The 19,489-nt window shown below is 49.9% G+C and carries 17 protein-coding genes and 1 tRNA gene; 12 read left to right on the top strand and 6 right to left on the bottom strand.

Going from position 1 to position 19,489, the window contains the following annotated elements; all coding sequences use genetic code 11:
- Window positions 1–29 precede the first annotated feature (29 nt).
- The 4 genes from ACXAH4_RS19290 (at window position 30) to ACXAH4_RS19275 (ending at window position 2,414) form a co-directional block, all read left to right on the top strand.
- A tRNA-Thr gene (locus ACXAH4_RS19290) sits at window positions 30–105 on the top strand.
- Between the two features lie 121 nt (window positions 106–226).
- Window positions 227–706 (top strand): copper chaperone PCu(A)C, encoded by a 480-nt coding sequence (locus ACXAH4_RS19285; RefSeq protein WP_474883039.1) that lies wholly within the window; start codon window positions 227–229, stop codon window positions 704–706.
- A 125-nt stretch (window positions 707–831) separates the two neighbouring features.
- Entirely contained in the window at window positions 832–1,305 is a 474-nt protein-coding gene (locus tag ACXAH4_RS19280) for a Dps family protein (protein ID WP_119502683.1), read from the top strand.
- A gap of 14 nt (window positions 1,306–1,319) precedes the next feature.
- A complete protein-coding gene (locus ACXAH4_RS19275) occupies window positions 1,320–2,414 on the top strand; it encodes a PQQ-dependent sugar dehydrogenase (RefSeq protein ID WP_474883038.1) in 1,095 nt (364 codons plus the stop codon).
- A gap of 77 nt (window positions 2,415–2,491) precedes the next feature.
- Here the strand turns inward: ACXAH4_RS19275 and ACXAH4_RS19270 are convergent, their stop codons facing one another.
- Window positions 2,492–4,417: an aminotransferase class V-fold PLP-dependent enzyme gene (locus ACXAH4_RS19270; protein WP_119502681.1), complete on the bottom strand. Its 1,926-nt coding sequence runs from the start codon at window positions 4,415–4,417 to the stop codon at window positions 2,492–2,494.
- 129 nt (window positions 4,418–4,546) lie between these two features.
- Here ACXAH4_RS19270 and ACXAH4_RS19265 point away from each other — a divergent pair, with 129 nt between their 5' ends.
- On the top strand, window positions 4,547–5,407 hold the full coding sequence (locus ACXAH4_RS19265) for a thioredoxin family protein (protein ID WP_119502680.1): 861 nt from the start codon (window positions 4,547–4,549) through the stop codon (window positions 5,405–5,407).
- Here the strand turns inward: ACXAH4_RS19265 and ACXAH4_RS19260 are convergent.
- Window positions 5,404–5,847, bottom strand: coding sequence for a hypothetical protein (locus ACXAH4_RS19260; protein WP_474848151.1), 444 nt, complete (start codon window positions 5,845–5,847; stop codon window positions 5,404–5,406). The two genes, ACXAH4_RS19265 and ACXAH4_RS19260, sit on opposite strands and share 4 nt — an antisense overlap.
- A 165-nt stretch (window positions 5,848–6,012) precedes the next feature.
- Here ACXAH4_RS19260 and ACXAH4_RS19255 point away from each other — a divergent pair, with 165 nt between their 5' ends.
- The 4 genes from ACXAH4_RS19255 to ACXAH4_RS19240 all read left to right on the top strand — a co-directional run bounded on the left by ACXAH4_RS19255 (window position 6,013) and on the right by ACXAH4_RS19240 (window position 9,557).
- Window positions 6,013–6,198, top strand: coding sequence for a DUF2065 domain-containing protein (locus tag ACXAH4_RS19255; RefSeq protein WP_119502678.1), 186 nt, complete (start codon window positions 6,013–6,015; stop codon window positions 6,196–6,198).
- A gap of 129 nt (window positions 6,199–6,327) precedes the next feature.
- Window positions 6,328–7,626 carry an adenylosuccinate synthase gene (locus ACXAH4_RS19250; protein ID WP_119502677.1) on the top strand — a complete coding sequence of 433 codons (1,299 nt, stop codon included), beginning with the start codon at window positions 6,328–6,330 and terminating at the stop codon, window positions 7,624–7,626.
- 91 nt (window positions 7,627–7,717) lie between these two features.
- On the top strand, window positions 7,718–9,130 hold the full coding sequence (locus ACXAH4_RS19245) for an aldehyde dehydrogenase family protein (RefSeq protein ID WP_474883036.1): 1,413 nt from the start codon (window positions 7,718–7,720) through the stop codon (window positions 9,128–9,130).
- A 10-nt stretch (window positions 9,131–9,140) separates the two neighbouring features.
- A complete protein-coding gene (locus ACXAH4_RS19240; protein ID WP_474883035.1) occupies window positions 9,141–9,557 on the top strand; it encodes a VOC family protein in 417 nt (138 codons plus the stop codon).
- Window positions 9,558–9,624: 67 nt separating this feature from the next.
- Here the strand turns inward: ACXAH4_RS19240 and ggt are convergent, their stop codons facing one another.
- From ggt to pbp4b, 3 genes are all read right to left on the bottom strand, one after another.
- The gene (gene ggt, locus ACXAH4_RS19235; RefSeq protein ID WP_474883033.1) at window positions 9,625–11,322 is read right to left on the bottom strand and encodes a gamma-glutamyltransferase; all 1,698 of its coding nucleotides are present in this window, start codon (window positions 11,320–11,322) and stop codon (window positions 9,625–9,627) included.
- 5 nt (window positions 11,323–11,327) lie between these two features.
- Window positions 11,328–12,704, bottom strand: a complete 1,377-nt coding sequence (locus tag ACXAH4_RS19230) for a Na+/H+ antiporter NhaC family protein (protein ID WP_474848143.1) — start codon at window positions 12,702–12,704, stop codon at window positions 11,328–11,330.
- Window positions 12,705–12,854: 150 nt separating this feature from the next.
- On the bottom strand, window positions 12,855–15,308 hold the full coding sequence (gene pbp4b / locus ACXAH4_RS19225; protein WP_474883032.1) for a penicillin binding protein PBP4B: 2,454 nt from the start codon (window positions 15,306–15,308) through the stop codon (window positions 12,855–12,857).
- Between the two features lie 119 nt (window positions 15,309–15,427).
- On the opposite strand from pbp4b, the gene ACXAH4_RS19220 reads away from it, so the two are divergent.
- Both ACXAH4_RS19220 and ACXAH4_RS19215 read left to right on the top strand, forming a co-directional pair.
- Entirely contained in the window at window positions 15,428–16,564 is a 1,137-nt protein-coding gene (locus tag ACXAH4_RS19220) for an acyltransferase family protein (protein ID WP_474883030.1), read from the top strand.
- Between the two features lie 111 nt (window positions 16,565–16,675).
- Window positions 16,676–17,563 (top strand): dioxygenase family protein, encoded by an 888-nt coding sequence (locus ACXAH4_RS19215; protein ID WP_474868217.1) that lies wholly within the window; start codon window positions 16,676–16,678, stop codon window positions 17,561–17,563.
- A 42-nt stretch (window positions 17,564–17,605) separates the two neighbouring features.
- On the opposite strand, the gene ACXAH4_RS19210 is transcribed toward ACXAH4_RS19215, so the two are convergent.
- Entirely contained in the window at window positions 17,606–18,574 is a 969-nt protein-coding gene (locus ACXAH4_RS19210; RefSeq protein ID WP_474883028.1) for an integron integrase, read from the bottom strand.
- Between the two features lie 261 nt (window positions 18,575–18,835).
- On the opposite strand from ACXAH4_RS19210, the gene ACXAH4_RS19205 reads away from it, so the two are divergent.
- Window positions 18,836–19,291, top strand: coding sequence for a hypothetical protein (locus ACXAH4_RS19205; protein WP_474883026.1), 456 nt, complete (start codon window positions 18,836–18,838; stop codon window positions 19,289–19,291).
- The last annotated feature ends 198 nt before the right edge of the window (window positions 19,292–19,489 follow it).

Genomic DNA, 19,489 nt, shown 5'->3' with positions numbered 1-19,489 from the left:
CGCTGTTCGCAGCAAGCTTTAGAGAGTGTGCCGACTTAGCTCAGTTGGTAGAGCAACTGACTTGTAATCAGTAGGTCGCCAGTTCGATTCCGGCAGTCGGCACCATTCTCTCTGGATCCGCTGAAAATTCTTCGTTTTCTTGCAGTAAATCAAACTGCACACTTCCTAAATCAGGTTATCTCTCCTAAGATGGTGTTAAACCAACGTCTTTCACCGGAGCGAAAACGTGTCTGTGCTTTTCAGACTGTCAGTCTCTTTACTGGCATTGTTGTTAACTTCTGCAGCGTCTGCGGCATCACAGTTTGAACTGACAAACACGCAGGCAAGAGCAACCTTTCCGATGGCTGAAACAGCCGCTGTCTACACCACAATCACGAATCACTCAGATCAGCCGGTTACCCTTGTCCGCGCCAGTGTCAGTGAAGAGCTGGCCGCACAGGTGCAAATACATTCAACTGTCATGCAGGACGGGATGATGAAAATGCGTCAGTTGCAAGACGGGGTCACCGTCGCACCCGGAGAGTCTGTGGCTATGCAATCCGGCGGTACGCACTTTATGCTGACCGGATTAGTCTCAGGACTGGAAGCCGGTTCAGCTTTTCCCATGACCTTATATTTTAGCGACGGGTCTGAACAGAAGGTGACAGTGCCGGTCGTCAATGCATCGGAAACAATGCATCACCATCATCATGGTAATGATCACTGACCGTGAAAAAAGCATAGAAACAATTGAACTTGCTAATCTAAAAAATAGATTTTATTTATTTTTATCGATTGCTATTATTGAACCATAACGATTCAAAAACAATTTATTCCACTAAGGAGTGTACGATGAGCAAGATTGATATTGGTATTTCAGAAAACGATCGTTTCGAGATTGCCGAAGGGCTGAAAAGATTGCTGGCAGACTCTTATACATTGTACCTGCAAACGCATAATTTCCACTGGAACGTCACCGGACCACAATTCCGCGAACTGCATCTGATGTTCGAGGAGCATTACACCGAGCTGGCAACTGCTGTGGATGATATTGCCGAGCGCATCAGAACGTTGGGTGTTGCTGCGCCGGGTACCTATAAGTCATTCGTTGAGCTATCTTCTATTGAAGAAGTAGAGGGTGTGCCGGAAGCGTCTGAGATGGTACGCTTGTTAACACACGGTCATGAGGCCGTTGTGAAAACATCCCGCAGTGTGCTGAAGCTGGCACAGGATGCCGATGACGAATCTTCAGCTGCCCTCGTTTCAGACCGCATGCGTGTACATGAGAAAACCGCATGGATGTTACGGGCGATGCTGCCTCAATAAGGTATAAAAATAACATGACGACATCATGGACTAAATCGCTGTGCCTGGCCGCTGTGCTGGGCACAGCTTTTTCTGCTCAGGCGACAGAACTGAATGTAGAAGAACTGACTACCGGCCTCTCTCACCCCTGGGGAATGGCTTTTTTGCCTGACGGTAAAATGGTGATCACCGAACGGGCAGGGAACATCCGTATTTTTGACAAGACTGCCGGCCTGAGTGCCCCGCTGAAGAATGTACCGGAAGTGGCTGCTGTGAATCAGGGCGGATTACTGGGTATCACCGCCGATCCTGACTTTGCAGACAACCAGGTCATTTACTTTTGTTACAGCAAACCGGGTGAAGGTGGCAGTAGCAGCAGTGTCAGCAAAGCTAAAATCGCCGGAGACAGCCTGACTGATGTCGAAACCATCTTTTCAGCCTCACCGCTGGTGGATAACGGTTTTCACTTCGGCTGCCGGGTAGCGTTTGATAATGAGGGGCATTTGTTCGTCACTCTGGGCGACCGCTACAAGTACATGAAAGAGGCGCAGAACACCGATAATCATCTGGGTACGGTGGTGAGGATCTGGCCTGACGGTTCTGTACCGGAAGATAATCCGTTCACCAAAGGTGACGCGCCGCAGGTGTACAGTTACGGTCACCGCAATGTGCAGGGCCTGACAGTTCATCCGCAAACCGGCGAGGTCTGGGCAATGGAGCACGGTCCGAAAGGCGGTGATGAAGTGAATTTGCTCGGCAAAGGTAACAACTACGGCTGGCCGCTGATCACTTACGGTATTGATTACAGTGGTGACATTATTTCTGACAAAACAGAAATGGAAGGTATGGAGCAGCCTGTTGTTTACTGGGATCCGTCTATCGCACCGTCCGGCATGGTGTTCTACAACGGTGACAAATTCCCTGAGTGGAAAGGTGATTTGCTGGTGGGTTCACTCAAGTTTACACATCTTCGCCACATTGACATGGAAGGGGGAAAACCCGGCGAGCAGACAGAATATCTCCGTGACAGAAACGAACGTATCCGTGATGTGATTGAAGGGCCTGATGGCTATTTATATTTGCTGACTGACACGCCGGAAGGCAAGTTGCTAAAGGTATCTCCGGAGTAAACTGGCTGACTGCTGTTGCCGGCTCTACTCTATAAAGCGAAAAGCTCACCGGACGGTGAGCTTTTTTGTCTGCAGCGCTATTCGCCCTGCACGTATAATTCGCCGTCGTATAAGCCCTGGATGGTGAGCTTCTGATTGGCCAGTGAACGCAGATAATCAATATGTTCCTGTTCGATTAATTGTCCGGGCACGATCAAAGGAATGCCCGGGGGATAGGGCGTTACCAGTCCCGCTGCAATACGGCCGGCACTTTCCTGCCAGGGAACCGATTCACGTTTGCTGAAAAACGCCGTTGAAGGCAAGGTCACAAGATTAATCGGCGGGATCTTCGCCGGCATCACCGCACGGCTCTTACTGCGGTTCAGGCTGACACTGCCTTCATCCAGTTTCTTCAGCGCATTGTACAGGCGCACAATCTTCGAGCGCATGCCGCCAAGGGTAAGCAGAACCAGGATCGTGCTGTGTGTGAACTTCTCGATTTCCAGACCCACTTCATCCATCAGGAAGCGGTGAATTTCATGGTTCGAATAAGACAAGGCTGAAACGTCGATAAGAATTTTCAGGGGATCATGACCCATATTGTCTTCTTCAAAATGGTCAAAGGCCTGTGCAAAATCTTTTGATTCCAGAATACGGATGCGGCTGAAGCGCGATACCTGCTCCTTAAGTTCCGCCACGTTGCTGAGCAACTCATTCAGTATTTTGTAGCCTTCCATCTCCAGTTGCTGACGGCACACGTCCAGCGATGCAATCAACTGATACTTGGGTGAGGTGCTGGTATGTATGCTGTAAATCTCTTTGAAGAAGTCGATATCGAAATCCGGGTCATTCACGTGAATGAACGACGCCTGAGAGAATGCTGATACCACTTTATGCGCCGAGTGCGTCACGTAGTCTGCACCGGCGTGAATGGCTGAATAGGGTCTGAAATGCGGGTGGAATAAGGAATACGCAAACCAGGCTTCGTCGATGAATACTTTGATACCGTACTGGTGGCCCAGGTCCACAACCTGTTTCAGGTCGGTCAGCAGTCCGTCGTAGGTACAACCCGTCAGCACAATGAGTTTTGCATCCTGGTTGGCTTCAATCACTTCTTTCAGTTGTGACAGTTTCGGCGGTGAGAAAATGCCGTAATCAGGGTTAAAAACGCTGTCCAGATACACCGGCATTGCGCGTGCCTGCACAATGCCGTAGTGCACGGATTTGTGGCAGTTACGGTCGGCGATCACTTTATCGCCTTCACGCAGCAGGGTTTGCAGAATAATTTTGTTGGACGTCGATGAGCCGTTAGTCACAAAATACGACTGGCGGACTTCAAAGGTATTTGCCAGTGCAGACTGGGCACGGCCAATGGCATGGGTACCGTCAGATAAAGAACCCAGCGAGTCAACGCTTACCGACAGGTCGCTGACAAACACATTGCGGCCGAAGAAACGGTAAAAATCACTGATATAAGGCGAGTTACGGAAGCTGGCACCGCCACTGTGACCCGGCGTATGCCAGGAGTCGTTGGCTTCCAGTACATACTCTTTGTAGGCAGTCCAGAATGGCGTTTCATTGCGGTCGTCAAAGTCGTTAATGATGTAGCCGAGGATCGATTCCGGATCGGAGATAATATCGTTGCGGTAGAAAAACGACTCCATGCCGCTGGCCTGGTTAACAATATCCAGCCCCTTAATGGCATCTCCCAGTACATAAACCGGTAATTCCGGGCGGATGGCTTTGATGGCCTTGATGACCACCGCATTGTTGTCTACTTTGCCTTTGCCTTCGCCACCGATTTCAAATTGCCTGACTTCGGTGTCCCAACTGAATACCACGGCCTGAATTTCTCCGTCGTTGTGAACAGAGTCCAGGGCTGTGGCGACAGAGCTGGCTTCAACGACCGTGATCTCAATGTCTGGCCTGTCGAACAGCTCGGTGGTGGAACGGATGCTGGTGGAAAGCTGCTCCAGCAGCTCTGCTGAGTCTTCAATGATCAGAATTTTCAATTGGGGGAGCATAGTAAGAATAAATCGTTCCTTAAAAAGTCGTGGCAGTCAGTGTAACGCTGAACTGTATGGTTGTCAGTCTTGCTTTTGCAGCTAACGCACCCATATCATTGAGCAAATATTCAGAACAGGCAAATACGCATGGATAATTTAGTTGCGAACAATACCGTTGATATCACTCCGGAGAATTTTCAGCAGGTCATTCTGATGGATTCACGGGAAAAAGTGGTACTTGTGGATTTTTGGGCAGAATGGAGCGAGGAGTCGAAAAGTGTTTCTCCCATACTGGCAAAGATCGCGTCTGAATACGGTGATAATTTAATTCTTGCACGCGTCGATTGTGACCAGCAGCAGGAAGTCGCGGCGCAGTTCGGTATTCGCAGTCTGCCCACGGTCATGGTAGTGAAAGACGGCCAGCCGGTGGACGGCTTTGCCGGCGTTCAGGGCGAGGACCAGATCCGCGAGTTCCTGAGTAAGTACCTGCCAAACCCGGAAGATGAATTACTGGCGAAAGCCGGTGAGGCCATTTACGAAGGTGATTATGCAACGGCATTCCCGTTTGCCAAACAAGCCTTTGAAATGAACGAAGGGAATATTAACGCCCGTTATATGTACATCGATTGCCTGGTGGAAACCGGTTCGGTGGATGCTGCAAAGGCGCTGCTGGCAACGATTACTCTGGTCGATCAGGATAGTCGCTATCAAACGCTGACCGGTAAAGTTGAACTGGCAGAACAGGCTGCTGAGTCTCCGGAAATTCAGCAGTTAACCGCACAGGTAGAAGCTGAACCCGATAATCTGCAATTGAAAGTGGAATTAGCGGTGCAGTTACAGCAGGCCCATAAATCTGCCGAAGCACTGGCATTGTTGTTTACTGTGTTAAAGACAGATTTGAATTTCGGCGAAGCGAAAAAGTTGATGCTGGATATGATTAATGCATTGCCGGATGGTGACAGCCTGAAGTCTGAGTACCGCCGTAAGGTTTACAGTCTGCTCTATTAATCGTTGTCTTGTGGGGTTTGCTGCGGGTAGGGTGTAAAACCGCCTTCAGCAAGCCAGCACAGCGCTTCGAAGTAGCTGGAAAAGTAAGCCCGTTCGTAATTTGTTCCGCGAATGTCTTCCCGCAGGTGTGGATGGGTTCGTTCAATTTGAGCACGCTTCACCATGCCCGCATCAAGCACATAGGCAGATCGCGTCAGACCCATGGTGATGTTCTTCTTTATTCCCCTTGCCAGTACATTCTGACATTCAGGCGTAGACAATACCCAGCGGCGACCGTCCATTATGGCTCCCCAGGGTTCATTGTTAAACCCTTGCGCCATCCGGTGAATATCCTCTGTCATGGCCTCTGCTGTGGCTTTATTCCAGGCACCCGTTGCAAACACTTCAAGCAGGTTGCCCGAAACGTCGAGTGCATAGTGTCCCTGAAGAGGAAATCTCATTGGTTATCCTTTAATGCATAACTACAGTATTGATATAGCAGATATTTTGAGGTTTTGTGACAAAATATAACTGGTCAAATGTGTTAACGTTGTCTCCGGTCAAAAGATCAGGCGTCATCAGGGTTGTGCATCAGCAACCAAAACAAACTTAATGAGGAGAAATGCATGGACTGGTTATGGCCGGCACTGGCTATTGTTTGCATTGTTGAAGGGCTGGGACCGTTAATCATGCCTGACCGTTGGCGATTATACCTGCTTTCTGTGAGCCAGCAATCGAGCAATAGTCTAAGACAAGTCGGAGGAGTGCTGGTGGTGATTGGCGTCGTCAGCCTGGTGTATCTATCCCGTTGAACAATCGTTAATTTATAAAAAAATAATATGGCTCAGACCATGTCTGTCTTATTTTTGCGCATAAAACAGATGATCAAAGGTCGCAATCTTTGGTAGAATCCCCGCCTAATTTTTTTACACACTAGATTCATGGCAAAGAACGTTGTGGTACTCGGCACTCAATGGGGTGACGAGGGTAAAGGTAAGGTCGTAGACCTGTTAACAGATCGCGCAAAATACGTGGTTCGCTATCAGGGCGGTCACAATGCCGGTCACACACTGGTAATCGACGGTGAGAAAACCGTCCTCCACTTAATCCCGTCCGGTATTCTGCGTGACAACGTTACCTGCATCATTGGTAACGGCGTGGTGTTAAGCCCGGAAGCACTGATGAAAGAAATTACCATGTTGGAAGAACGTGGTGTGCCTGTGCGGGAACGTTTAAAAATTAGTGAAGCCTGCCCGCTTATCCTGCCTTATCACATTGCACTGGACGTGGCCCGCGAAAAGGCCCGTGGCAGCAAAGCAATCGGTACAACCGGTCGTGGTATCGGTCCGGCTTACGAAGATAAAGTGTCACGTCGTGGTCTGCGCGTTGGCGATCTGTTCAACCCTGAAGATTTCGCGGCAAAACTGAAAGAAGTACTGGACGTACATAATTTCACGTTGACGCAATACTACAAAGAGCCGGCAGTGGATTTCGATGAAACCCTCAAGCAGGCGCTGGCTGTGGCAGATATCCTGAAAGCCATGGTTGTTGACGTAACCGACGAACTGGACAAAGCCCACAAAGCGGGTTTGCCAATTATGTTTGAAGGTGCGCAAGGTACACTGCTGGATATTGACCACGGTACATACCCTTACGTTACGTCATCTAACACCACAGTAGGCGGCGTTGCTACCGGTGCCGGTTTTGGCCCGCTGAACCTGGATTATGTATTAGGTATTGTTAAAGCGTACACAACCCGTGTTGGTTCCGGTCCTTTCCCTACAGAACTGGCTTGCGATGTCGGTGAGCATCTGGGCGTAAAAGGTCATGAGTTCGGTGCGACCACTGGCCGTAAGCGTCGTACCGGCTGGTTCGATGCCGTTGCGATGAAACGCGCTGTGCAAATTAACTCAATCACCGGTTTCTGCTTAACCAAGCTGGACGTACTGGATGGTCTGGAAACTCTGCAAATCTGTGTAGGTTATAAAGACGCAGACGGTAACGTGAAAGACGTTCCGCCTATGGCTGCTGATGGCTACGACCTGGTTACTCCGGTTTACGAAGAAATGCCGGGCTGGAAAGAGACAACTTTCGGCGTCACTGATTTCGATAAGTTACCTCAGGAAGCGCGCAATTATATCGCACGCCTTGAAGCCATTACCGGCGTGCCTGTTGATATCGTATCAACGGGGCCTGACCGTAACGAAACTATCGTGTTACGTCATCCTTACGACGCGTAAGCAAAAAGATAAATACCTGAAAAGCCTGCTTCCGAGCAGGCTTTTTTGTCGGTAAAGTAAACCACTGAATGCTGAACAGGGGAGTGAATCTATGCAAGTTGTAACTGATACCGGTAACGCGCCCTCTAAGGAGGCGGGGGATTACGCTGCAACGTTCGCTGCGCTGCGAAGCACCTTTTTCACCAACAAAACCCGTGATATCAGCTGGCGCAAACAGCAGTTGCTGGCCCTTAAGACCATGCTCGTTACCCATGAGCAAGACATTCACCGCGCCCTGAATCAGGATTTAGGCAAATGTGAAACAGAAGCCCGTACTTCGGAAACCGGCTTTTTACTCTCTGACCTCAAGCACACACTCAAACATATCGACAGCTGGGCAGATTTACGTCACGTATCTACGCCCCTGGCGGCCCAGCCGGCCCGAAGTTATCTGCAACCGGAGCCGTTGGGTGTAGTGCTGATCATCGGGGCGTGGAATTATCCCGTGCAATTGCTTTTAGCGCCGCTGATTGCGGCACTGGCAGCGGGCAACTGTGCCATTGTTAAACCGTCAGAACTTGCCCCGGCATCATCAGCATTAATGGCCAGCTTGCTGCCTCAATATCTGGAAGAAGATGCCGTGGCGGTTGTTGAAGGGGGTAAAGAGGAGACACAGGCTTTATTAACCCTGCCTTTCGACCACATCTTTTACACCGGTGGCGAAGCGGTAGGCAAAATTGTTATGTCTGCAGCAGCGAAACACCTTACGCCGGTTACGCTGGAGCTTGGCGGGAAAAGTCCCTGTATCGTTGACGCCAGTTGCAGGCTGGATGTCACTGCCAGACGTATAGTGTGGGGTAAGTGGATGAACTGCGGCCAGACCTGCATCGCCCCGGACTATATCCTGATTGAGAAAGGGTTTGCTGAAGCGTTTCTTGTCGCCCTTGAACGGGAAATCACTAAGCAGTACGGGCCTGAACCTTTGCAAAGCAAAGATTACGGGCATATCGTCAATATCCGTCATTACGAAAGACTGTGTCAGCTCATTGCGGATCTGCAATGCCGTATTGGTGGCGAACGGGACGACGGGAAACGCAAGCTGGCCCCGGCTGTGGTGTTAAATCCTCCGGCAGACAGCACGCTGATGCAGGAAGAAATCTTCGGCCCGGTGTTGCCGGTCATCGAACTGGAGAACATAGAAGACAGCATTGGCTTTATCCGCGGGCGGGCAAAACCTCTGGCGCTGTATCTGTTCAGTGAAGATCACGGCCTTCGTGACAAAGTACTTACGCAAACCAGTGCAGGCAGCGTGTGTGTGAACGACACGGTGATGTTTATGACCAATGCAAACTTGCCTTTTGGCGGGGTCGGTAGCAGTGGTATGGGGCGCTATCACGGACAATATGGCTTTGATACGTTCAGTCATCTTAAATCTGTGATGGTAAGAGCCTCGAAGTTTGACGTAGCGGTACGTTACGCCCCGTATTCCCGATTAAAATTATGGCTGTTGAAAAAATTATTATAAAGGAGAGCACATGCCTCAACCGTTTCATCTTGCGATTCCCGTTGACGATATAGCCGCTGCTGCTGCGTTTTACGGAGACTTACTGGGCTGCGAACGCGGGCGCAGTGACACCCGCTGGATTGACTGGAACTTCTATGGCCATCAACTGGTAACTCATTGCGTTGATGCCATGCCCTCTGCACCACAGCACAATGAAGTAGACAGTCACGCTGTTCCGGTGCCGCATTTCGGTGTGGTGCTGGATATGGCAGACTGGCACAAACTGGCTGGACGGTTAAAAGCGGCAGATATGTCGTTTGTTATAGAGCCTTACGTGCGCTTTAAAGGGGAACCCGGCGAACAGGCGACCATGTTTTTTCATGATCCTGCAGGCAATGCGCTGGAGTTCAAGGCGTTTAAATCGCTTTCTCAGTTGTTCGCTGTGTAACAGGCATAAAAAAGCGCAGCGTTGTGCTGCGCTTCATTAACCGGGCCGCTGAGCCCGTGTAAGCTGACTACAATTCCACTTCTTCAACAATTGCCTTACCGCGTCCTCTGGCTTCAGAGGCTGCATCCAGGCCTGTTTCAGTACGCTTGATCAGGTGAACATCGCCAAAGTTACTTTCCTTCATGGTGTAGCCCATTGCTTCAAGCGCCTTTACAACGTCTGCCGGCATGCTTGCATGATACGCAATGGTGTCCTTTGGCCAGAGCTGATGATGGAAGCGGGGACTGTTTGCTGACTCATCTGCTGTCATATCGAAAAACAGCGCGTTCAGTATGGACTGTGCCACTGAAGAAATAATCGTGGTACCGCCCGGTGAGCCGGTGATCAGTTTTACTTTATCGCCTTTCAGCACAATGGTGGGTGTCATGGAAGACAGCATGCGCTTACCCGGCTGGATTTCGTTAGCGGTACCGCCGATGGCACCAAAGAAATTAGGCACGCCGGCCTTAGCACTGAAATCGTCCATTTCGTCGTTCAGCAGGAAGCCGGCACCTTCTACCACCACGCCACTGCCAAAGGACAGGTTAATGGTAGTGGTATTCGCTACCGCATTGCCCCATTTGTCCATAACCGAGAAATGGGTGGTGTCCGGACTTTCATATAAGCCGGGTTTCACGTCTTCTGTCACTGAAATGGCTTCAGGATCCACTTCTCCGGCACGGGCAGTAATGTAGGCCGGTTCTAATAACGCTTTTACAGGCACATCAACAAAGTCGGGGTCGCCCATGTATTCGGCGCGGTCAGCAAACACACGTTTACCGATTTCAGACATCAGATGAATATACTCTTTACTGTTTTGTGCAGGCAGAGACTGATTTTTCAGTACTTCATTGAGCATACTGATCCACTGGGCAACAGCCACACCGCCAGAGCTGGGAGGTGGTGCAGTGATAAGTTTGTAATCCTGCCAGGGATAAACAATCGGTGCCCGCCATTTGGCTTCGTAACCCTGTAAATCCTCTTCTGTGACCAGTCCACCGTTTTCGGCCATAAAACCGGCAATAATGCGGGCGGTCTCGCCCTCGTAAAAGCCTTTTTCACCTTCGTCACGAATGCGTGTCAGCGCTGCGGCTAACTCAGGTTGTTTAAACAGCACATCTGCAGTGCGGGCGTCACCGAAATAGTCGCCAAAGTTGCTGGTGATCCCTTCTTTTTCCTGTCTGGCCATGTAGCGGGTAATATGGTCAGCCAGTTTTGCCGGCACATTAAACCCTTTTTCTGCCAGGTCTACAGCAGGCTGCACCAGACGGTTCCAGGGTAATTTACCGTAGCGCTGATGTGCTGCCCACATGCCGGCAACTGAACCGGGTACACCGGAGGCTTTTGCACCAAACAGCGATTCCAGGGTTTTCACGTCACCGTTTTCATCGAGGTACATATCACGGTGGGCTGCCGCCGGAGCCATTTCACGGTAATCCATAAAGGCGGCTTCATCGTCGAAAAAGATGGTCATGAAACCACCGCCACCGATGTTACCCGCTTCGGGGAAGGTCACTGCCAGCACAAATTGCGCCGTGATGGCCGCATCAACCGCGTTACCGCCTTCGTTTAATACTGCCATGGCAGCATCGGCAGCAAAGGTATCAGGCATAGACACCGCCTGCTGGCTGGTTTCAACTTCCGGGGCCGGTGCAGATACCGTTGGTTTTTCACCGGAGCATCCTGCCGCCACAAACAAAAATAGCGAGAGTAAAAGTATTCGCATAATGGCTATCCAATCATAATGATGCTGGCGATGACATAGGCAACGAGTGTCAGTCCGCCAGCGGTAAGTGCATAGGGAAGCTGGGTACGGATGTGCGTTAACAGATCGCACCCGGCCGCGATAGACGATACCGCTGAGGTATCGGAAATAGGGGAGCAGTGATCACCAAATACGCCGCCGCCCAGAATTGCGGCAATGACCAGAGAGGGTGGCAGTCCTAATGACTGGATCAACGGAACGCCGATGGGGATCAAAATCGCAAACGTGCCCCAACTGGTACCGGTGGTAAACGACATGACCGCGCCGGCCAGAAACAGCATGGGAACAATTAATACCAGAGGCAGGTACTCACCCACAATACCGGCAACAAAAACGCCGGTGCCGAGCACTTTTAAGCTGGCTCCCAGTGTCATGGAAAGTAATACAATGGACACCAGCGGGAGCAGTTCGCCCATCCCTTTAAAGCCAATTTCTACGGCTTCGTGGTGAGTGAAACGTTTATGCAGAATTAACAGGAAGTACGCGACAACGGTAGCAAGAATAGTGGCGTACAACACAGATTTGCTGCCACTGCCGTTAGCCAGCACACCATCTCCGGTCCACAACATAAAGCCAACCATACTGACAACCATGAGCACCAGCGGCACCACCATAAAGCGTACTTTGGTTGCCGGTTCTGACTCAATGACAGTACCGGTGTGAGTCATGGCGGCATCTTCTTTTGCCATCGGACCGTGCACTTTGTCTTTCACTATGGTGTACACCACAATCGCCAGAGTGATCAGGGCGTAGAAATTCAGCGGTACTGTGCCCCACAAGATACTGGCGGAAGACTGCTCCAGCTCGTAACCGTCCAGCAGGCCAAGGACGAATGCGCCCCATCCGTTCAGTAAGATAAGAATACAAACCGGCGCGCTGGTACTGTCGATGATGTAGGCCAGGCGTGCCCGGCTCATTTTGAATTTATCAAATAAACCCCGGGCGAATATGCCGGCGGTGAGTACACTTAAATTGGACTCGATAAATACTGCAACACCGGTGAGCATCGTCAGACTGCCAACCTGCCGCTTACTTCTGGCAATGCCTTTGCCTGTGAGCCAGTTTACGGTAGCCGTGACACCGCCTGAGTCGCGGATATAGGCTAACAGCGCACCCACCAGAATAGAGAAAATAAGGATCCGGGTATTGCCCGGACTGGCGGCAACGTCGATGGTTCTTTCGATAGCATTCACCGGCGCAAGCAATACGCCGTCACCGGTCACACTCAATAAAATCAATGCTTCTGATGAAAGAACGGCCAGTAACAAGGCCATAATGACTTCTTTTTTCCAGAACACCACAAAAATGGCGACGAGAGGCGGGATAATTGAAACCCAATCCATGAAAAATGTTCCTGCTTTTATTCTAATGATTGATCGCAAATCAGGCGCTGATATTCAGTGCGCTTTGTTCCGCGGGGCAGTGTGACGCTTTATAAAAAAGCGTGGCGATAGCCTAACTGAGAACTTACCGGTTCTGCCAGTACTTTTACCTCAGTGATTGAGTATTGCTTCGTAAACCCGGGTTATCACACTGCCATATCTTGCGGTTTCAAATTCGCTGCCGGCAAACTGCAGGTTGCCGGTACTCTGTTTCTCAACCGGTGTATGTCTGGCGTTGGTAAACAGCACAATACCGAGATCCTGCGCGGGGTCGATAACCGTGGCTGTGCCGGTCCAGCCGGTATGACCAAAAGCTTGTGAACCGGCATAAGGGCCGAAGTGCCAGCGATTACTGCCGTTGCTGCCCCTGCGCCAGCCAAGTCCGAAACCGGGATTCAACGGTGTAGGGGCGGTAAACAGTGAAATAGTGTCCTGGTCGGTCAGTGCAACCTGTCCGTAGCCACCGCCATTTAATAAGGTTTGCATCAGCACGGCAAAATCATCCACTGTGGAGAATAGGCCTGCATGCCCTGATACACCGCCCATGCTGTACCAGGCCTTTTCGTCATGCACTTCTCCACGCAGCGTGTACGTGCGGATGCCGGGGAAATCGATATTGTGACTGCGTGTATTGCCATTTATTTCTGTAGCGGCAATCTGACTGGGGGCAAACCCTTTTTTCAGCGGATTAAACACCGTGTGATTAAGTTGAAGCGGGCCGTAAATGAACTGCTCACAATACCGGTCGAGAGACATGCCTGTTATCCGCTCAACCAGCAGTCCCAGCAGCATAAAGTTGGTGTCACTGTACGTAGCCTGCGCGCCTTTGCTTATCTGAAAAGGTACCGCAGTGGTTAATAAGGTTGATGTATGTGATTTATCCCGTGAGCGGAAAGACTCACCGTAGCGCTCGCCGGGGGCAAAAAAACGCACCTCAGGCCCGTAGCCGGACTGATGACTCAGTAAATCTCTGACAGTGCGGGCTTCACGGCCACCGCCGGCGTACTCCGGCAGGTACTGATACACCGGCGCATCAATACTCAATTTCCCCTCAGACACCAGTTTCATCAGTGCCAGATTAGTTGCAAACATTTTCGTGTTAGAGGCTACATCAAACAGCGTGTCCGGTGTCACCGGCTCCGGCTTTGCGAGGCGGGTGCCTGTTTCATCGTAAAGTAGCGCATTGCCATAGGCTGTACGTTTAATCACAGCGCCGTCTTTGATAACCAGTAATACGGCTCCGGGAAAGCCATCCTCAATGTCCTGCTGAATTAACGCATCGACTGGTCTGAAGGCTTGTTGCCATTTTTGCGTTTCATCAGTCAACGCAGGCCAGGGAATGGTGACGTGCAAAGCGTCACTTTCTGAATCACTTTGCACCTCAAGGGTGTTTGTACCGTTGTGTGTACGCTTTTTCAGAGAATAACTGTAGGTATGACCGGCCTCCAGGGGAGAGGCAATGTTCAGCGTTTCGCCATTTACCTTCACCGTGGCGTTGATGGTTGTGGCTGGCGTCAGTAAAATTTCGCCCCGTCCTTTGTACGCTTTAAACGCGACCTTGTCGTTCACCTCTTCCCGGCTGGAACGCTCTTGTTGGGGAAAATCACTATCAATTTGCCCTGACTGAGGACGCTTCTCTTCAGCAGGTGCGGCTTTCAGTGCCGTTTCACGGGCGTAGCGGGTATTCAGCGCCTTGACCTTTTGCGGAAAATACTTATCCAGCAAAGCGAACAATGCGGCTGCTGTGCGGCTGTTAATCGCGCCGGTTACGTTATCCTGCACAAAGTGCATCTGGAACGCCGACAACGCATTGATGGTTTGCTCATCCAGTGTGCCGGTTTCCACCACGCCGTATCCGTAAGTGCGCAGCGCAGCCTGCGTTAAAGAAACAGAGGGCAGGGCGCGGTTAAAGCGTTGCCAGTATGTCGTTAATGTGCCGGTTTCATACCAGGCGCCTATCCCTTCCAAATACAGCTGATACCATGGAAAACGCGGGCCCGGGTCATTTTTTCTGTTAAATGCTATATCTGCATGGCCAACAACAGCGGTGGGAGAAATGTCAGGGTTGCGGGCGAGTATGTCTTTTGCCAGCGCAATGAGCACCTGAATTTGTTCCGGGTGATAATCAGGAAATACACAAAGACGGTTGCTGCCATGTTCTGACCGGCTGGCCGCTGTCTCATTATCCCGCTGACATTCAGGTACATTCACAATCTCAATGCCGATGGATGTATCATTCAAATGGTTACGCGTTTGCCACTCACCTTTGCCGGCATGCCAGGCGCGTTTCGATTCAGGCACAAGCTGCAGCACAGATGCCTCATCACCCGGAAACGTGGGGTCAGACGGATCAGTGACTAGGTAATGCGCACTCAGCCCGCCTTCATCCACCAGAGCATGCACACTTTTCTGGTAATCTATCGCGGTAAAGTGCATAACAAGCACTTTCACCCGTTCACCGGTATTTTTCGATGGCATACTGGTGTAACCGCCGGCGCAGCCAATCAGTGTGGCAACCGCGCAGGTAGCGACCAGAAAGCGAAAGTGTCGGGATAAGAGTGACATGTTATTACCGGTTAATGCTGCATGAAATAACCAAATTATCACAATTATTTCCTAAGTAAATAATAAAATATTCCAATGGCGGGTGTGTGTCATTCAATGTCGAACTTAAAGAATAGCCAATGAAGAGATTGATTTCCCTAGACGTACTGCGGGGGCTTACCATTGTGTTAATGGTTCTGGTGAATAATCCCGGAAGCTGGCAAACCGTTTACTGGCCTTTATTGCATGCACAATGGCATGGACTGACACCGACAGATCTGGTGTTTCCTTTCTTTATTTTCGTCATGGGCGTGGCAATCCCTTTTTCTTCTTATCGTCAGCAAGGCGGTTCAGCCGGAGTAATGCTGGCAAGAATACTGAAACGCAGTGTATTGCTGTTCTTATGTGGCTTGTTCCTCGCGCTGTTTTACTACAACCCTTACAATCCGGATTTCGACTGGGTCCGGGACCGGCTGGAAAATATCCGGGTGATGGGGGTTCTGCAACGGCTGGCACTGGTTTACTTTTTTACTGCAATACTGGCGATGTGCCTGCGAATTCGCGGACTGCTGTTTGCCGCGGTGTTGCTGGTGGCGGCGTACTGGGCGGCGATGACGTTTATTCCCTATGCAGATACAGCCGGCAACGTATATCAGGGGCAATGGGCATACGGCAACAGTCTCGCAGCATGGATAGATGCCGGCGTGTTGGGAAAGCATCATGTTTACTATTCAACAGCAATACCATTTCCCTTCGATCCGGAAGGTTTGCTAAGCACCATGCCTGCAATATCCACCTGTCTCTGCGGCGTAATGTGTGGCCTGTTCTTACAACGGGAAGCGGAAATGCCTGCACTTAAAATGGCCGGTGCCGGCATCATTCTCATTCTGGCCGGGGGCGTCATGGCGCTGTGGGTGCCGGTGAATAAAGCGCTCTGGTCACCGGGCTTTACGGCATTAACGGCAGGCTGCGCAATGGGGTGTTTAGCGTTGTTGCACTGGATTACAGACTTGCGCGGTTATCAACGCTGGGCGCAGCCCTTTATTATCGCAGGTGCAAACAGTTTTGTATTTTTCATGTTATCCGGTATTGCTGCGCGGCTGCTTTTCATGATTCCGGCGGGCTCCGGCTCCCTGAAAGCTGCGCTTTACCAGTCTGTATTCCTGCCTTACTTTTCACCTTTTAATGCTTCTTTGCTGTTTGCTGTAAGCTTTCTCTGTGTGATGTTTTTGCCGGTATGGTGGATGTACCGGAAGAACTGGTTTATCCGGCTATGAAGCAGAATCGTTTTGTTATGTAAATGGTAAGTAAAGCTTGTGACGTTTACGGGCCATTGACGTCGAAGATGCATATTATATTTCATGCATTTTATTCAGGCAGGCAAAAACATGACCAAACCAATCCTCTTTGACGGACGACGCAAAACCCTTAAATCTCTGGCTTCACTGGCAGTAGCGACACCGGTGATCATGCTCACCGGTTGCGGTGGCAGCGGCGGTAGCAGCTCGACTTCAACCAGTACGTCAACAGGCAGTACATCAACCGGTTCTTCCTCCGGCAGCAGCGGCACAGGCACAACGACTGTGGCTGATAACGGCAGCTGGCTGAGTGGCGGTACAGATTCAATGACAGCGGATTTCCCCGCTGACAGCATTTTTGAAAACAGCAGTACCTGCTCTGTTGAACTGACCGGACAACAAACGGAAGGTCCATGCTATTTCGACTCTGACTATCTTGATGATATCTCAGAAGGTCAAACCGGTTTGCCCATGCAGTTATGCCTGCAACTCATAGACGAACAATGTAATCCGCTGTCAGGCTATGAAATAGAAGTGTGGCACTGCGATGTGGAAGGCATTTATTCCGGCGATACGACAGGAAGCAGTGACACCAACGGGTTCAATTCTTCTTTTTGTACAGGGAACGACAGTGAAGCGCTGCAATCGCGCTGGTTCCGGGGCATTGCAGTAACAGACAGCAGTGGCCGTGTGAACTTTAAGACCTGCTTCCCGGGCTGGTATGCCAGCCGTGCAATTCACATTCACTTCAGAGTGAAGAATAATAACAACGACGAGCTGATTTCCCAGTTTGGCTTTGATGATGATTTCTGCACAGATATCTGTACCAGCCATTCTGACTATATCAATCACGGTGCGCCAGATACATACCTGACCAACGATACGGTATTCGGCAGTGATTACAACGAGTATGTGTTCAACCTCGAACAAAATGACGACGGCTCCCTGCTGGCCTACAAGCGCATCATCATCTCCTGACCGGACGGCAGGTTTTGCACTGCCGGAAGTGCTCACTTCATTCTATAAAGTAAGGCGTGACAGGGGACTGATCACGCCATTTCCTCCTTGTTGCAGCACATGCGTATAGATTTGTGTTGTTCGCACATCGGAATGCCCCAGTTGATGCTGGACAGTTCTGATATCAGCCCCGGCCGCTAACAGGTGCGTGGCAAATGAATGCCTTAATGTGTGCGGCGTAACGTGTTTCTTTATGCCCGCCTCCTGACTTGCCCGTTTTACATTGCGCTGCAACTGCTTTTCATCAATATGGTGACGTCGTAACAGTTTAGTTTCGGGGTCAACTGAAAGACGCCTGGAAGGGAATAAATACTGCCACTCCAGCGTTTTATTTCTCGAATGATATTTTTTACGCAGACCCTGCGGGATCCAGGCTCCGGAAAACTCCGGTACAGTCAAATCCCGGGACAATAACTGGTCGACTTGCCCGATTTGTGACGTCAGTAACGGAATGAGAGATTCTGAGAGCGTGACGATGCGATGTTTTCCTCCTTTACCGAACCATACTCTCAAACATTTATAATCAAAGTCGACATCGCCAGTGCGTAACCTAACGCATTCCATAAGCCGCAGACCGCTACCATAAAGTAGAGCAACTGCAAGATAGTGTTGTGCACTTACACGCCCGAGTAAGGCCCGGACTTCGGATTGCGTCAATACCACGGGTAACTTACGCTCCCGTTTACTATTCAAAAAACTCATGTCTTCCGGCAAGGGCAATTCAAGATATTTGTTATATAGAAAGAGCAGTGCGTTAAGGGCGATTGCCTGAGTGCTTTTCGCACACTGTTTTTGAATAGCTAAATAAGTCAGATAACTCTCAACATGCTGAGCGTCCATCTCCTGAGGCCGGGCGTAGTTGTGGTACCGGATAAAGTCAGTAATCCACGTTAAATACGTTTCTATGGTTCTTTTGGCGTAGCCTCTCGACAACATAAATTCATACACTTCCCGCAGAAACTTTGATTTCATAATGCTTATCAAAATAAAAACAGCTTAAGAATATGTGAGAGTCAAGAAAACTGGCAGGAAGGATGGTTTTACACCATTTCACATCCCACTTCGCAAACGGTGCATTTTGCTCCCGCGAAATTGCACCAAAACCGCACAACCTTTTAAAGGTGGGGCTTCTGAGATATTCTGGAGAAATGAAAACAGACAATTACACCAATGTGGGGTGGTTGATCACACCGTGTTGGTGTCTATTTAGTAGTTATATTTTTTGGAATGGAAATGAGGAAGTTTTTAGTAATTACTTTTATGCTTGGAGGTTGTAGTTCAACCCCAGTCGATTTGAGTAAGTTTTATTCAGAAAATGATGTTTCAAATTCCGTGGTGTTTGAGGCTGACGAAAGTGAGGGAAAACCTTTCGGCAAAGGGCATGAAAAGATATTCCTATGTCATATAGAAGGTGAGTTCATTAATAAGACGACCTTATTACAACCAGTAGCCGTTACGCCAGGAGCTAAAAAAGGAACAGTCTGTTATCTTGAAGGGTTAAATGAAGCAAAAGCAACCTTCAATTTTTCAGGAGCCCCGGGAGAGATCTATAAAATTAAGTTGGGTGAGCATAGCTGGACTGAGGTTAATTTTTGGATAGAAAACAAGAAAACTGGAGAGGTGCTCATACCTTTAACCACAGTACCTAAAAATGCTGGTAATATCTTTGAAATTTTACCAGTGTACTAAATATAACAAACAAATTAAGGCGCTCGCGGGCTCGCTGGGACACAAACATGGCGGCTGTGTCACTTCGTTCCGATTATAGCCGCCATGTTTGTGCCCCTTATTTGGGTGTTATGTGCAATTGCTAATGCAGAATCGTTCAGGGATCAGATAAGAAAAATGTTCAAAAATCACAATGCTATTACAATACTCTTGGTAATT

Source organism: Alteromonas sp. ABV2_168, from assembly GCF_056161165.1.
The sequence above is the reverse complement of the archived record's forward strand: the minus strand, read 5'-3'. Positions and strand labels throughout refer to the sequence as shown.

Coding starts and splice junctions, on each gene's coding strand:
- pbp4b (WP_474883032.1), bottom strand. CDS start 15,308: ATGTCACTCTTATCCCGACACTTTCGCTTTCTGGTCGCTACCTGCGCG.
- ggt (WP_474883033.1), bottom strand. CDS start 11,322: ATGCGAATACTTTTACTCTCGCTATTTTTGTTTGTGGCGGCAGGATGC.
- ACXAH4_RS19240 (WP_474883035.1), top strand. CDS start 9,141: ATGCCTCAACCGTTTCATCTTGCGATTCCCGTTGACGATATAGCCGCT.
- ACXAH4_RS19250 (WP_119502677.1), top strand. CDS start 6,328: ATGGCAAAGAACGTTGTGGTACTCGGCACTCAATGGGGTGACGAGGGT.
- ACXAH4_RS19275 (WP_474883038.1), top strand. CDS start 1,320: ATGACGACATCATGGACTAAATCGCTGTGCCTGGCCGCTGTGCTGGGC.
- ACXAH4_RS19260 (WP_474848151.1), bottom strand. CDS start 5,847: ATGAGATTTCCTCTTCAGGGACACTATGCACTCGACGTTTCGGGCAAC.
- ACXAH4_RS19270 (WP_119502681.1), bottom strand. CDS start 4,417: ATGCTCCCCCAATTGAAAATTCTGATCATTGAAGACTCAGCAGAGCTG.
- ACXAH4_RS19215 (WP_474868217.1), top strand. CDS start 16,676: ATGACCAAACCAATCCTCTTTGACGGACGACGCAAAACCCTTAAATCT.
- ACXAH4_RS19265 (WP_119502680.1), top strand. CDS start 4,547: ATGGATAATTTAGTTGCGAACAATACCGTTGATATCACTCCGGAGAAT.
- ACXAH4_RS19205 (WP_474883026.1), top strand. CDS start 18,836: ATGAGGAAGTTTTTAGTAATTACTTTTATGCTTGGAGGTTGTAGTTCA.
- ACXAH4_RS19220 (WP_474883030.1), top strand. CDS start 15,428: ATGAAGAGATTGATTTCCCTAGACGTACTGCGGGGGCTTACCATTGTG.
- ACXAH4_RS19255 (WP_119502678.1), top strand. CDS start 6,013: ATGGACTGGTTATGGCCGGCACTGGCTATTGTTTGCATTGTTGAAGGG.
- ACXAH4_RS19245 (WP_474883036.1), top strand. CDS start 7,718: ATGCAAGTTGTAACTGATACCGGTAACGCGCCCTCTAAGGAGGCGGGG.
- ACXAH4_RS19230 (WP_474848143.1), bottom strand. CDS start 12,704: ATGGATTGGGTTTCAATTATCCCGCCTCTCGTCGCCATTTTTGTGGTG.
- ACXAH4_RS19210 (WP_474883028.1), bottom strand. CDS start 18,574: ATGAAATCAAAGTTTCTGCGGGAAGTGTATGAATTTATGTTGTCGAGA.
- ACXAH4_RS19280 (WP_119502683.1), top strand. CDS start 832: ATGAGCAAGATTGATATTGGTATTTCAGAAAACGATCGTTTCGAGATT.